Source organism: Hydrogenophaga sp. GW456-12-10-14-TSB4, assembly GCF_059424305.1.
In genome coordinates, this window is sequence record NZ_JBWKZH010000044.1 from 21,065 (window position 1) to 33,837 (window position 12,773).

Below are 12,773 nucleotides of genomic sequence, written 5' to 3' on the forward strand. Positions count from 1 at the left end.
CCGTCAATCCATCAGCAGGTCCAGCGCCAGCGCCAGCCTCGCCTTGACCGGCGACAGCCCGGCCGAATGCCCGAATGGCAGGCCCGCGTGCGGCACCACCCGGCCCCGCGCACAGCGCGTCGCCAGCACCACGCGCACCCCTTGTGCCTGCGCCGCCTTCAACGCCTCCGTGAGCGCCTGGTGAACAGTGCCGTTGCCCGTGCCGGCCACCACGATGCCCTGCACGGGGCGTGAAGCGCCCGCCGCCATCACGGCTTGCACCAGACCACCATCCGCATCGGCGTGGCTGGTCAGCAATTCGACCCGGGGCAAGGCCTTGGCCGCCAGGAAGCGCTCCATCCACGCGGCGTGGCGCGCCACGGGGGCACCCCAGGCCCGGAAACGGCGCAGCATCCCCTCTTCCACACAGCCCAGCGGTCCCGCATCCCCGGAGTCAAAGGCATCCACCCGGTAGGTGTGCACCTTCGCCACCTCCAGCGCGCCGTGCACCTGCCCGGCGCACACCACCACCACCCCGGCCTGCGCCTGCTGCGCGACGGCCACCGCGTCAGCCAGGTTCTGGGGGCCGTCGGGCACCAGTGCGGAAGCCGGGCGCATCGCGCAGGTCAGCACCACAGGCTTGGCGGGTTGCAGCAGATGCTGCAGCACGAACGCCGTCTCTTCCAGCGTATCGGTGCCATGCGTCACGATCACCGCCGACACCTGCGGGTCGTCCAGATGCACCTGCAGCCGCTGCGCCAGCGCCTGCCACACGGGCAGTCCCATGTCCTTGCTGTCGATCTGGGCCACCTGCTCCACGTCCAGCGGCAGTCCCGCCAGTGCCGGCACCGCCGCCACCAGATCGGCCACACCCACCTGCCCCGCCACGTAGCCCACGTTGTCGCCGGCCACCGAAGCGCGCCCGGCGATGGTGCCCCCGGTGCCCAGGATCACCAACCGCCGGCCCTGATTTGCTTCCACCACTTGCCATTCCTTGAAAACTGGTTAAAAATACAGCCACTGGATAAGAAAACAGGTACCAGCCGCTCCCCGCGCTGCACCGGCTTTCCCAGACGGCGTCCCCTCTGGCCACCACGTTCCTGACGAGGTTCTCATGCTTGACCTGCCCCACACCGCACCAAAGCTCACCGCCCGGCAACAGCAGATTCTGGAATTGATCCAGACGGCGATCGCGCGCACCGGCGCACCGCCCACCCGCGCAGAGATTGCCAGCGAGCTCGGGTTCAAGTCGGCCAACGCCGCGGAAGAACATCTGCAGGCGCTGGCGCGCAAGGGCGTGATCGAGCTGGTCAGTGGCACATCGCGCGGCATCCGCCTGCGCAGCGAGGACCTGCAGTCCATCAACAACTCGCGTGCACGCCAGCTTACACTGCCGATCCCCGGCCTGGCCCAGCTGGTGCTGCCCCTGATCGGCCGCGTGGCCGCCGGCTCCCCCATCCTGGCGCAAGAGCACGTGGACCAGACCTACCAGGTCGAGCGCAGCCTGTTCCAGCGCACGCCCGACTACCTGCTCAAGGTCCGCGGCATGTCCATGCGCGACATCGGCATCATGGACGGCGACCTGCTCGCCGTGCAGGCCACGAAAGAAGCCAAGAACGGCCAGATCGTGGTGGCCCGCCTGGGTGACGACGTCACCGTCAAGCGTTTCATGCGGCGCCAGCACCTCATCGAGCTGCACGCGGAAAACCCCGACTACAAGACCATCGTCGTCGAGCCGGGCGAACCCTTTGAAATCGAAGGGCTCGCCGTGGGCCTGATCCGCAACAGCTTCCAACTCTGACCGTTCCGGTCGGTATCGCCTCAGCAGGTGGCGGGCGTTTGGTCCTCTCGGGTGCGCAAGCCACCCCGAGGGCACATCCCTGCGAAGGCGTTTGATTTCGCAATCCTGCCTGTGTTCAACCCCACCAATGGAGTTTCGCATGGGAAAACTTTTCAACACCAACACGTGGCGCGCCCCTTTGCAGTTGATCGACAGCTGGCTGCCCTCTCCCGCCATCCGCCAGACATCGGCCGCCAACGAGCCCGTGCTGACGCGAACGGCGCAGCGCTTTGCGCGCGCGGGTTGGCTCAAGCGTGGCCGCTCCCCCGCCAGCACGCCACCGGTCTTGCGGGCGGTGCCGCCGGCGACTGCCCCGGCACCCCGTGTCCGCGTGCTGCAGCAGACCGGTCCCGCGGCAGCGCATCGGGCCGGTGTGAGGCTGGTGATTTCGGGCCGCATCAATGACGTGTGCGCCGAGCTGGATCGACTGGCCGACCAGGAACGCCTGCTGTCCACGCGCGCTGCATAAGACCTCGCGCGCGCTTGTAACCAGGGGTCAACGGTCCGGAGAGCCTGGGAGGTGAAGGCACAATAGGGCCATGAATATTGTGATCCTTGATGACTATCAGGACGCTGTGCGCAAACTGCGGTGTGCCGAGAAACTGGAGCCCTACCCGGCCAAAGTCTTCACCAACACGGTCAAGGGCGTGGGGCAGTTGTCCATTCGATTGCGAGATGCCGATGTGCTGGTCCTGATCCGGGAGCGCACCACCATCACCCGCCAACTGGTTGAAAAACTCCCCAGGCTCAAACTGATCGCCCAGACCGGTCGTGTGGGCGGGCATGTGGACGTCAACGCCTGCACCGAGCGAGGCATTGCGGTGGCCGAGGGCGTCGGCTCACCCGTCTCGACGGCCGAACTCACCTGGGCCCTGATCCTGGCGGCCATGCGGCGCATCCCCCAGTACGTCGCCAACCTCAAGCATGGCGCCTGGCAGCAGGCCGGGCTCAAGGCCGCGGCCATGCCCGCCAACTTCGGCGTGGGCATGGTGTTGCGCGGCAAGACCCTGGGCATCTGGAGCTATGGCCGCATCGGGCAGATGGTGGCCGGCTACGGGCGGGCCTTCGGCATGCGCGTGATCGTCTGGGGCAGCGAGGAAAGCCGGGCCCGTGCCGCGTCCGACGGTTTCGATGTGGCGCCCAGCAAGGCCGCCCTGTTCGAGACGGCCGACGTGTTGAGCCTGCACCTGCGACTGAGCGAGCACAACGCGGGCTGCGTGACCAATGAAGACCTCGCCGCCATGAAGACCACCGCGCTGCTGGTCAACACCTCCCGGGCCGAGCTCATCCAGCCCGAAGCGCTGATCGCCGCGCTGAACCGGGGACGCCCCGGCATGGCCGCGATCGACGTGTTCGAGTCCGAACCCATCCTGCAAGGCCACGCCCTGTTGCGACTCGAGAACTGCATCTGCACGCCTCACATCGGCTACGTCGAGCAGGACAGCTACGAGATGTATTTCTCTTCCGCGTTCGACAACGTGGTCAACTACATCAAGGGCACGCCGACCAACATCGTCAACCCGGGCGCCTTGCAGGTCCGGCGCTGATCGCGGCCGCGGTCCTCACCATGAAAAAACGCCGGTCTCGACCGGCGTTTTTTCATGGTGCAGAAGGCCTTAGCGCTGGTCACCCGGCTTCGATTCCGGCTCGTCATCGGGCGGCATGAAGTCCAGCACCTCGAAGTCGATCAGATTGCTCAAGGGCGTGCCCTGGCCGTCGGCCGCCTTGGCGGTCGGCTCCACAGGCGGCGACACCTCCGGCAGCGAGGCCTCGAAGGCCGAGAACTCGGACAGTTCGTTCAGGTTGATGTCCAGGCCGAGGTGAGACGACGCAGGCATCAGGACATCCAGTGCCATCGGCTCCGTGTTCCGCCCCCCTGCGGGCTCTTCGGCCGCCTTTCTGGCCGCCGGGCCGTGCGGACGTCGACCGTCGGCCTTCAGCGGCTGCATGTTCGTGTGGCGGAACTCGCTGTGCCGCGCGGCGGACGGCTCCTCGCGCTTGATCAGCTCCTTGGCCATCGCATGCAACAGCAACAGCTCGCGGTACGCCTCCAGATCGAACACCTCGACCTCATCGTCGCTGACGTCCCGGAAGATCGACTCCTCGATCAGGTCCAGCACCCGGGGCTCGGGCCACAACGACTGGATGCGGCTGAAGGCCGTTTCATACGCTTCAAGGCCTCGGCCGCCATCGGTGTACCGGTTGAAGGGCGGCGCGCCCGCGTTGAAGACGTGGTTGAACTCGTCGCGCAGCGCGTCGTAGTCTTCGCGCCGTCCGAGGCGGTGATACAGCTTGAACAGATCGAGGTACGCCAGAGGACTGGGCTCATGGCTCTCGGCCAGGTGGTTGCGCAGCACCTGGATGGCCTGCTCGTCCTCGCCCAGCGACACGAAAAAGTCGGCCTGCTGCTGGACGTCGAAAAGCTCTTCCGTGGCCACCGACCGGGAGATGCCCAGGGCGCTGGGCGAAAAATCCCGCCGGTCGCGCGAGGGCAGCGCGGCCGCCGACTCCGGCTGTGCATCGCTCTCGAGAACCGCCGCACCGCTCAGGCGCTTAAGCTCATCCAGCGAGGAATCCCGGTCCAGATCGAGGTCCAGACCCATGCCAACGGGCGCAGGCATCGTGGCCACCGAGGCCGCCTGGCCCGGTTTGCGGGCCGGATCGGGAACGACCTTGTCCTCCGGCGCCGCGGACCACCACGCCCGCGAGGCGTCCGACCCCGCCTGGGCTGGCCGGCGGCGCGACGCCATCAGCAGCGCCAGAAGCGCCAGCAACAGCAGCGCCCCCAGCAGGTACACCAGCCAGTTGCGGTAACGCTGATCGCGGGCCTCATTCAGTTGGGCGCTCAGTTCCCCGATGCTGTTCTGGCTCTGGGCACCGGCCTTGCGCAGTTGCTCGGCTTCCGCCTCCAGCGCCGCGAGTTTCTGGGCGTCGCGCAGGATGTCTTCCGGCGGCGCGTTGAGGGATTTCCAGAGCAGTCCGGCGGCGGCTCGGGCCTCCTCCGAGGCTCCGGGCTCGCTCAGCAGCAGGGGCGAGAGTTTGAGCGTCGGATCGCGCTCGATACCGGCATCCAGTTCGATGGGGTCGAGCTGCAGTCGGGGCGCTGCAGCGGGCGCTGGCGGCGGACGGCGCACCACACTGCTCGAACGTGGCGGTGCGACCGTACCCGGTTTCGCGGCAGGTTTGGCCGCGGGCCGCGTTGCCGGCGGTGCCGTGGCGGGTGACCGAACTGGTGCACTGCCGGTGGCATCAGCGCCAGAGCGCGCGGGTGCGGCCTGCACCGCTGCAGGTGGCGCCACGGCTGCAGGGCCAGGGGAGCGATCAGCCGAGCCAACCGGCTCGTTGAGCGGATCGGCCAGCAACACGAAACGGCGGGTGAAGGCGGTGCCACAGCCGGCACGCACATACAAGGTGACGATGGGCTCGTTGATCGGCTGCCGGGACTGGATGCGCACCGAGGATTCCGGCTCGGCCTTCTGGGGCGTGCTGCGCACCAGGTTGGGGGCGACCTGTGTGTCGCCGTAGAAGACGTCGGCGTTGAGGCACTGGGTGGCGAGATCCTCACCCGGCGCGAGCAGAACCTGGACCCGGATATCGAGAGGCTGTCCGATGACGGCTGCGCCACTGTGCCGCCCCAGCGTGGCCGCCGAACTGCCCAGGGCAGTTAATAGCAAAATACAGCCTGTCCATGTCTGGCGCACGTTGGAAGCCCTTCGTTCTTTCGTTGGATCATTTTGTCATAGCTCCAGACGCCCTCATTCCAAATACAACACACTTATGCAACCCATATTTCTTCAAACCGGCATCGTCGGGACCGGTGCCATGGGCCGCGGCATTGCCCAGATGGCCGCCCAGGCGGGCAGCACGGTCTGGCTCTTCGACGTCCAGGCCGGCGCGGCCGAGGCGGCCCGCACCGCCCTCCAGGGCACCTGGCAGACGCTTGTGGGGAAAAACCGCATGGATGCCAGCCAGATGGAAGCCTGCCTGGCCCGGGTGCATCTGGCCAGCGCATTGACCGATCTGGCGCCCTGCGACCTCGTGGTGGAAGCCATCGTCGAGCGGCTCGACGTCAAGCAGCGCCTGTTCACCGACCTGGAAGCCATCGTCAAGCCCGATGCCGTGCTGGCCACCAACACCTCGTCCCTGTCGGTCACCTCGATCGGCGCCGCCCTCAAGCGCCCGGCCCAGCTCGCCGGCTACCACTTCTTCAATCCCGTGCCCCTGATGAAGGTGGTCGAGGTCATCGCCGGCCTCAAGACCAGCGCCACGGTCTGCCAGCGCCTGACGGACTACACCCGCCAGTTCGGCCACACCCCGGTGTCCGCGCAGGACACGCCCGGCTTCATCGTCAACCACGCGGGCCGCGGCTACGGCACCGAAGCCCTGCGCGTGGTGGGTGAGCGCGTGGCCGATTTCGCCACCATCGACCGCATCCTCAAGGACCAGATGGGCTTCAAGCTCGGGCCGTTCGAGCTGATGGACCTGACGGCGCTGGACGTGTCGCACCCGGTGATGGAGTCGATCTACCACCAGTACTTCGAGGAACCGCGCTACCGCCCCAGCGTGATCACGGCCCAGCGGCTGGCCGGTGGCGTGGTGGGCAAGAAGGTCGGCGAGGGCTTCTACATCTACGACAAGGGCGCGGCCCAGGTGCCGGCCGAGGCCCCGGCGCCGACGGTGGCCGAGCTGCCGCCGGTCTGGGTCTCGCCCAAGGCCGCGCGCCGGGCGGAGCTCTACCAACTGCTCAAGGACCTGGGGGCCCGCATCGAGACCGGGGCCGCGCCGTCGGCCGCTGCGCTCATCCTGGTCGCGCCGCTGGGCCTGGACGTGACCACGCTGGCCGCCGTCGAGCGGCTGGACGCCTCGCGCACGGTGGGCATCGACATGATGCTCGACGACGCCTCCACGCGCCGCCGCGTGCTGGCCACCAACCCCGCCACCCGGGCCGACATGCGCGACGCCGCGCACGCCCTTTTCGCCAGCGACGGCAAAGCGGTGAGCGTGGTGCGCGACAGCGGCGGCTTCGTCACGCAGCGCGTGGTCGCCACCATCGTGAACATCGCAGCCGACATGTGCCAGCAGGGCATCTGCTCGCCCGCCGACCTGGACGTGGCGGTCACGCTCGGCCTGGGCTACCCCATGGGCCCGCTGGCCATGGGCGACCGCATTGGCCCCACCAACCTGCTGGAGATCCTGTTCAACCTGCAGACCGTGTACGGCGACCCGCGTTACCGCCCCTCGCCCTGGCTGCGCCGCCGTGGCGCGCTGGGCCTGAGCCTGACGCACGAAGAAGCCTGACCTCTCCGCCAAGGACCGACACCGCATGACCGCCAGCCTCAAGAGCCACAGCCATGGTCAGACCATGGTGCTGACCATCAGCAACCCGGAACACCGCAACGCCCTCAGCCCCGACATGTACGCCGCCGGCGTCGAAGCGCTCAACGTCGCCGAAAACAGCGCCGAGGTGCGCAGCGTCGTGCTCACGGGCGAAGGCGCGCACTTCTGTGCCGGAGGCAACCTGCAGCGCCTGCTGGCCAACCGGCAATTGCCGCCGGAGGTGCAGGCGCAAAGCGTCGAAGGTCTGCACAACTGGATCGAGACCATTCGCGCCTTCCCCAAACCTGTGGTGGCGGCCGTGGAAGGCGCTTGCGCCGGTGCCGGCTTTTCCCTCACGCTCGCCTGCGACCTCGTGATCGCCGCGCAGAACAGCGTGTTCGCGATGTCGTACAGCAGCGTGGGCCTCTCGCCCGACGGCGGCGCCACCTGGAGCCTGATGCGCGCCCTGCCCCGCGCCACCGCGCTGCAACTGCTGATGTGCGGCGAACGCATCGGCGCCGAGCGGCTGCAGCAACTGGGCGTGATCACCCAGACCAGCGCCCCGGGCGAAGCCCTGCACGACGCCCTGGCGCTGTGCGAGCGCCTCAACGCGCGCGCGCCCAATGCGCTGGCCAGCGTCAAGGAACTGGTCAACGATGCCCCCCAAGTCACACTGCACGCGCAACTCGCCGCCGAACGCGACCATTTCGTGCGCAACCTGCACCACGCCAATGCGGGCGAAGGCATCGCGGCCTTCCTCGAAAAGCGGCCCGCCCAATACCGTTGACGCGGTCTGCGCGCATACCCTGATCTGTTCGCCGCGTCTCAGTGGCGACAATGAAGGCCATCCCCAGTCACTCAAAAGACAGCCCATGGACGAACCGATTCTGACAATGGAAGAACGCGAGGCGATCAACAACGGTCGCTGGTTCAACAGCCTTTCTCCTTCCCTGCGTCACGACATTCTCCGATGCGCCCACGTCAAGCGATTCAAGGACGGCGACCTCATCGTCGCGCGCGGCGACCCGCCGACCGAATGGTCGGCCGTCGCCCGCGGCGCGGTGCGCGTGAGCTCGACCTCGCTCTCGGGCAAGCAGATCACGCTGACCTATGTGGAGCCCGGGGTGTGGTTCGGCGATGTGGCCATGTTCGACGGCGACCAGCGCACCCACGATGCCTACGCGCACGGCGCCACCACCTTGCTGTGCGTGGCACGCACCGATTTCCAGAAGATCCTGGCCACACACGTGGAGCTCTACGAAGCGCTCATGCGCCTGCAGGCGCGGCGCATCCGCACGCTGTTCGGCCTGGTGGAAGACCTCAACACCCTGCCCCTGCGCGCGCGCCTGGCCAAGCAGCTGCTGCACCTGGTGCGCAGCTACGGCGTGCCCTGCCTGGCCGACGGCAGCGAAATGCGCATCGGTCTGCAACTCGCCCAGGAGGAGCTGGCGCAACTGCTGGGCGCCTCCCGGCAGCGCGTGAACCAGGAACTCAAATCGATGGAGCGGGAGGACGCGATCCGCATCGAACAAGGCGGCGTGGTCGTGCGCAACCGCGACATGCTCATGCGCATCGCCGAAGCCGAGTCCTGACCCCGGCGCTGTCGCCACTGCTGCTTCAGGCCCGTCAACCCACCACGGCCCTGAGCCGCCACCCATGAGCGACACCCAGAACTTCATCGGCACCCGGCCCGTTGCGGCACAACACGCCTTCGACATCGCGGCCCTCGAACGCTGGCTGAAAGACCGGCTGCCGGGCTTCGCCGGCCCGCTCTCGGTGGAGATGTTCAAGGGCGGCCAGTCCAACCCCACCTACAAACTGATCACGCCGCAGCGCGCCTATGTCATGCGCGCCAAGCCCGGGCCCGTGGCCAAGTTGCTGCCCTCGGCCCATGCGATCGAGCGCGAGTTCCGCGTCATGAGCGCGTTGCACGGCACGGGCGTGCCGGTGGCGCAGATGCACGTGTTGTGCGAGGACGAATCGGTGATCGGCCGCGCTTTCTACGTCATGGAGTGCGTGGACGGCCGCGTGCTCTGGGAACAATCGCTGCCCGGCATGGACCGCGCTCAGCGCGCCGCGATCTACGACGAAATGAACCGCGTCATGGCGGCGCTGCACACCGTCCGGCCGGATGCGATCGGCCTGTCCGACTACGGCAAGCCCGGCAACTACTTCGAGCGCCAGATCGGCCGCTGGAGCAAACAGTACCAGGCCTCCGTCACGCAGCCCATCGAGGCGATGGACCGCCTCATGGAATGGCTGCCGCAGAACATCCCGGCCATGGCGCGCGACGGGTCCATGGTGTCGGTGGTGCACGGCGACTTCCGCCTCGACAACCTGATGTTCCACGCCGCCGAACCGCGCGTGCTCGCCGTGCTCGACTGGGAGCTCTCCACACTGGGCCACCCGCTGGCCGATTTCAGCTACCACTGCATGTCCTGGCACATCCCGCCCGGCATGTTCCGGGGCATCCAGGGGCTGGACCTGGCCGAGCTGGGCATCCCCTCCGAGGCCGACTACATCTCGCGCTACTGCGAGCGCACCGGCATCGCCACGCCCGAGCAACTCAAGGCGGACTGGAACTTCTACCTCGCCTACAACATGTTCCGCCTCGCGGCCATCCTGCAGGGCATTGCCAAGCGCGTTGAAGCCGGCACCGCGTCCAGCGAGCAGGCCGTGAAATCCGGCGCCGGCGCCCGCCCCCTGGCCGAGATGGCCTGGGGCTTCGCCAGCGCCCGCTGACCCCTCCACACCCCCACACACCCTTTCACTGGAGCCAAGATGAATTTCGACTACACCGACAAGGTCAAGGACATGCGCGAGCGCCTGCTCGCGTTCATGGACGAGCACATCTACCCCAACGAGGCGCGCTTCTTCGCCGAGATCGCGGCCAACCGCGCCAAGGGCAACCCCTGGCTGCCCACCACGATCATCGAAGAACTCAAGCCCAAGGCGCTCAAGGCCGGCCTGTGGAACCTGTTCCTGCCGCGCAGCCCGCGCGCGCCGCAGGGCCTGTCCAACCTCGAGTACGCGCCGATGTGCGAAATCATGGGCCGCGTGCCGTTCGCGGCCGAAGTCTTCAACTGCTCGGCGCCCGACACCGGCAACATGGAGACCTTCGAGCGCTACGCCAGCGAGGAACTCAAAGACGAGTGGCTCGAGCCGCTGCTGCGCGGCGAGATCCGATCGGCCTTCCTGATGACCGAACCCGAGGTCGCCTCGTCGGACGCCACCAACATCCAGTGCCGCATCGAGCGCGACGGCGACCACTACGTCATCAACGGCCGCAAGTGGTGGTCCTCCGGCGCCGGTGACCCGCGCTGCGCGGTCTACATCGTGATGGGCAAGACCAACCCCGATGCGCCACGCCATTCGCAACAGTCCATGATCATCGTGCCGGCCAACAGCAAAGGCATCACCGTGGTGCGACCGCTGTCGGTGTTCGGTTACGACGACGCGCCGCACGGCCACATGGAAGTCGTGCTCAAGGACGTGCGCGTGCCGGTCGGCAACATCCTGCTGGGCGAAGGCCGCGGGTTCGAGATCGCGCAGGGCCGCCTCGGCCCGGGCCGCATCCACCACTGCATGCGCTCCATCGGCGCGGCCGAACGCGCGCTGGAACTCATGTGCAAGCGCCTCAACAGCCGCGTCGCCTTCGGCAAACCGGTCTCGGCGCAGTCGGTCTGGCACGAGCGCATCGCCGATGCGCGCTGCCGCATCGAGATGGCGCGCCTGCTCACCCTCAAGGCCGCCTACATGATGGACACCGTCGGCAACAAGGTCGCCAAGGCCGAAATCGCCATGATCAAGGTGGTGGCCCCCAACATGGCCTGCGACATCATCGACATGGCCATCCAGGCCCACGGCGGCGGTGGCGTGAGCGACGATTTCCCGCTGGCCTACGCCTACGCCGGCCAGCGCACCCTGCGCCTGGCCGACGGCCCGGACGAGGTCCATCGCCAGTCCATCGCCAAGCTGGAGCTGGCCAAGCACATGCTGGTGAAGACCGAAGTGGAGATGCCGGTCACGCGCGGCTTCTGAATCTGCCTGGCGGGGCGTTCACACGGGCTTTCGGTTTCCCGTAGAGTGGTCGGCTCCTGTGCAACGCTCCCGCAAGAAAGGCAAGCTTCATGATCGACGTCTACTCCTGGCCGACCCCCAACGGACACAAGGTCCACATCATGCTGGAGGAGTGCGGACTCCGGCTCGGCCGGGACTGGCAGGTTCATGCGGTCAACATCGGCAAGGGCGACCAGTTCGACCTAGCCTTTCTCCAGATCAGCCCGAACAACAAGATTCCCGCACTGGTCGACACCGTGGGTCCCGACGGCCGGCCCATCAGCCTGTTCGAGTCGGGTGCGATCCTGCTCTACCTCGCGTCCAAGACCGGCAAGTTCCTGCCCAGGAGCGACCGCGCCAGGTTCAAGGTACTGGAGTGGCTCATGTTCCAGATGGGTGGCGTGGGCCCCATGCTCGGTCAGAACCACCACTTCCGGCAATACGCGCCCGAGAAGATCGGCTATGCCATCGACCGCTACACCAATGAGGCCAGGCGGCTCTATGGCGTCATGGACCGGCAACTGACGAACCAGAAGTTCATCGCCGGCAACCAGTACAGCATCGCCGACATCGCGATCTTCCCCTGGTTGCGCAACTGGCAGAACCAGGGCATCGACTGGGCCGACTTCCCTCACCTGAAGCAGTGGTTCGACACCATCGCCGCCCGCCCCGCGGTGCAGCGCGGCGTGGCCGTGCTCGCCGATGCGCGCAAACCGATCACCGACGACAAGTCGCGCGAAGTGCTGTTTGGCAAGACCCAGTACGAAAAGCGCTGAGCCCGGCCGGAACACCCCCATTCAACGGGTACAATTCGCCGCTTAGTCGGAGCGTAGCGCAGCCTGGTAGCGCATCTGCTTTGGGAGCAGAGGGTCGCGAGTTCGAATCCCGCCGCTCCGACCATTCATCCAAAAACAAGAAGGCCCACGGTGTGGGCCTTTTTTGTATCACCGGTCGCCCTGTCTGCCCGTAGCTCAACTGGATAGAGCAGCTGCCTTCTAAGCAGCAGGTCGGGGGTTCGAGTCCCTCCGGGCAGGCCAAACACTTCTATCGGGTTTACCCGGTGTCCGGCCCCGAGTTCATGAAGTATATTGCAGCTTCCGCATCATGAACGCCGCTTCCAGCCCCCTCATCATCCTCGTCGGCACGGTGACCAGCACCGCCGAGAACGTGGCACGTGCCATCGAGATGGACTGCGCCGACCTGATCCATCCCATCGAAGTTCACCGCATGGACGGCCTGAACATCCGTGCATTCGACCGAGATGCACTATATGTCATATGCTCGTCCACCCATGGCGCCGGTGATGTGCCCGAGAACGCGCAAGCGCTGTACGAATCCTTGGGCAGCGAGCCCAAGTACCTGGGCCATGTGCGTTATGGCGTGATTGCCCTGGGCGACAGCGTCTACCCCCAGACCTTCTGCAACGGCGGCCTGCGCTTCGACGAGCGCCTGGTCGACCTGGGCGCCGTGCGCATCGGCGAAGTATTTCGCCACGATGCCTCCGATGGCACCGAGGCCGCTGCGGCGGGCGTGGCCTGGTGCCGCGACTGGTTGGCTCAGATCCTGCAGCCCTCTTAAA

The 12,773-nt window shown here is 67.0% G+C and carries 12 protein-coding genes and 2 tRNA genes; 12 read left to right on the forward strand and 2 right to left on the reverse strand.

Annotation, left to right across the window (positions count from 1 at the left end; genetic code table 11):
* Window positions 1–3: 3 nt before the first annotated feature.
* Complete coding sequence (locus AC07ZS_RS19920; protein WP_494800265.1) at window positions 4–960, reverse strand: asparaginase; 957 nt, start codon at window positions 958–960, stop codon at window positions 4–6.
* A 133-nt stretch (window positions 961–1,093) separates the two neighbouring features.
* Between AC07ZS_RS19920 and lexA the strand changes: the two genes are divergently transcribed.
* From lexA to AC07ZS_RS19935, 3 genes are all read left to right on the forward strand, one after another.
* Window positions 1,094–1,780 (forward strand): transcriptional repressor LexA, encoded by a 687-nt coding sequence (gene lexA, locus AC07ZS_RS19925; protein ID WP_494800266.1) that lies wholly within the window; start codon window positions 1,094–1,096, stop codon window positions 1,778–1,780.
* Between the two features lie 139 nt (window positions 1,781–1,919).
* Window positions 1,920–2,288, forward strand: coding sequence for a hypothetical protein (locus tag AC07ZS_RS19930; protein WP_494800267.1), 369 nt, complete (start codon window positions 1,920–1,922; stop codon window positions 2,286–2,288).
* A gap of 70 nt (window positions 2,289–2,358) precedes the next feature.
* A complete protein-coding gene (locus tag AC07ZS_RS19935; protein ID WP_494800268.1) occupies window positions 2,359–3,366 on the forward strand; it encodes a D-2-hydroxyacid dehydrogenase family protein in 1,008 nt (335 codons plus the stop codon).
* Between the two features lie 69 nt (window positions 3,367–3,435).
* On the opposite strand, the gene AC07ZS_RS19940 is transcribed toward AC07ZS_RS19935, so the two are convergent.
* Window positions 3,436–5,520, reverse strand: coding sequence for a type IV pilus assembly protein FimV (locus tag AC07ZS_RS19940; protein ID WP_494800269.1), 2,085 nt, complete (start codon window positions 5,518–5,520; stop codon window positions 3,436–3,438).
* A 76-nt stretch (window positions 5,521–5,596) separates the two neighbouring features.
* Here AC07ZS_RS19940 and AC07ZS_RS19945 point away from each other — a divergent pair, with 76 nt between their 5' ends.
* The 9 genes from AC07ZS_RS19945 to AC07ZS_RS19985 all read left to right on the forward strand — a co-directional run bounded on the left by AC07ZS_RS19945 (window position 5,597) and on the right by AC07ZS_RS19985 (window position 12,772).
* Complete coding sequence (locus tag AC07ZS_RS19945) at window positions 5,597–7,117, forward strand: 3-hydroxyacyl-CoA dehydrogenase (RefSeq protein WP_494800270.1); 1,521 nt, start codon at window positions 5,597–5,599, stop codon at window positions 7,115–7,117.
* A gap of 25 nt (window positions 7,118–7,142) precedes the next feature.
* Window positions 7,143–7,922, forward strand: a complete 780-nt coding sequence (locus AC07ZS_RS19950; protein ID WP_494800271.1) for an oxepin-CoA hydrolase, alternative type — start codon at window positions 7,143–7,145, stop codon at window positions 7,920–7,922.
* 85 nt (window positions 7,923–8,007) lie between these two features.
* The gene (locus AC07ZS_RS19955; protein ID WP_494800272.1) at window positions 8,008–8,727 is read left to right on the forward strand and encodes a Crp/Fnr family transcriptional regulator; all 720 of its coding nucleotides are present in this window, start codon (window positions 8,008–8,010) and stop codon (window positions 8,725–8,727) included.
* A gap of 64 nt (window positions 8,728–8,791) precedes the next feature.
* Entirely contained in the window at window positions 8,792–9,877 is a 1,086-nt protein-coding gene (locus tag AC07ZS_RS19960; protein ID WP_494800273.1) for a phosphotransferase, read from the forward strand.
* A gap of 39 nt (window positions 9,878–9,916) precedes the next feature.
* On the forward strand, window positions 9,917–11,176 hold the full coding sequence (locus AC07ZS_RS19965) for an acyl-CoA dehydrogenase family protein (RefSeq protein ID WP_494800274.1): 1,260 nt from the start codon (window positions 9,917–9,919) through the stop codon (window positions 11,174–11,176).
* An 89-nt stretch (window positions 11,177–11,265) separates the two neighbouring features.
* Entirely contained in the window at window positions 11,266–11,970 is a 705-nt protein-coding gene (locus AC07ZS_RS19970) for a glutathione binding-like protein (RefSeq protein ID WP_494800275.1), read from the forward strand.
* Window positions 11,971–12,017: 47 nt separating this feature from the next.
* Window positions 12,018–12,094, forward strand: a tRNA-Pro gene (locus tag AC07ZS_RS19975).
* Between the two features lie 60 nt (window positions 12,095–12,154).
* Window positions 12,155–12,231, forward strand: a tRNA-Arg gene (locus tag AC07ZS_RS19980).
* A gap of 67 nt (window positions 12,232–12,298) precedes the next feature.
* The gene (locus tag AC07ZS_RS19985; protein ID WP_494800276.1) at window positions 12,299–12,772 is read left to right on the forward strand and encodes a flavodoxin domain-containing protein; all 474 of its coding nucleotides are present in this window, start codon (window positions 12,299–12,301) and stop codon (window positions 12,770–12,772) included.
* Window position 12,773 lies beyond the last annotated feature (1 nt).

Coding starts and splice junctions, on each gene's coding strand:
- lexA (WP_494800266.1), top strand. CDS start 1,094: ATGCTTGACCTGCCCCACACCGCACCAAAGCTCACCGCCCGGCAACAG.
- AC07ZS_RS19930 (WP_494800267.1), top strand. CDS start 1,920: ATGGGAAAACTTTTCAACACCAACACGTGGCGCGCCCCTTTGCAGTTG.
- AC07ZS_RS19935 (WP_494800268.1), top strand. CDS start 2,359: ATGAATATTGTGATCCTTGATGACTATCAGGACGCTGTGCGCAAACTG.
- AC07ZS_RS19945 (WP_494800270.1), top strand. CDS start 5,597: ATGCAACCCATATTTCTTCAAACCGGCATCGTCGGGACCGGTGCCATG.
- AC07ZS_RS19950 (WP_494800271.1), top strand. CDS start 7,143: ATGACCGCCAGCCTCAAGAGCCACAGCCATGGTCAGACCATGGTGCTG.
- AC07ZS_RS19955 (WP_494800272.1), top strand. CDS start 8,008: ATGGACGAACCGATTCTGACAATGGAAGAACGCGAGGCGATCAACAAC.
- AC07ZS_RS19960 (WP_494800273.1), top strand. CDS start 8,792: ATGAGCGACACCCAGAACTTCATCGGCACCCGGCCCGTTGCGGCACAA.
- AC07ZS_RS19965 (WP_494800274.1), top strand. CDS start 9,917: ATGAATTTCGACTACACCGACAAGGTCAAGGACATGCGCGAGCGCCTG.
- AC07ZS_RS19970 (WP_494800275.1), top strand. CDS start 11,266: ATGATCGACGTCTACTCCTGGCCGACCCCCAACGGACACAAGGTCCAC.
- AC07ZS_RS19985 (WP_494800276.1), top strand. CDS start 12,299: ATGAACGCCGCTTCCAGCCCCCTCATCATCCTCGTCGGCACGGTGACC.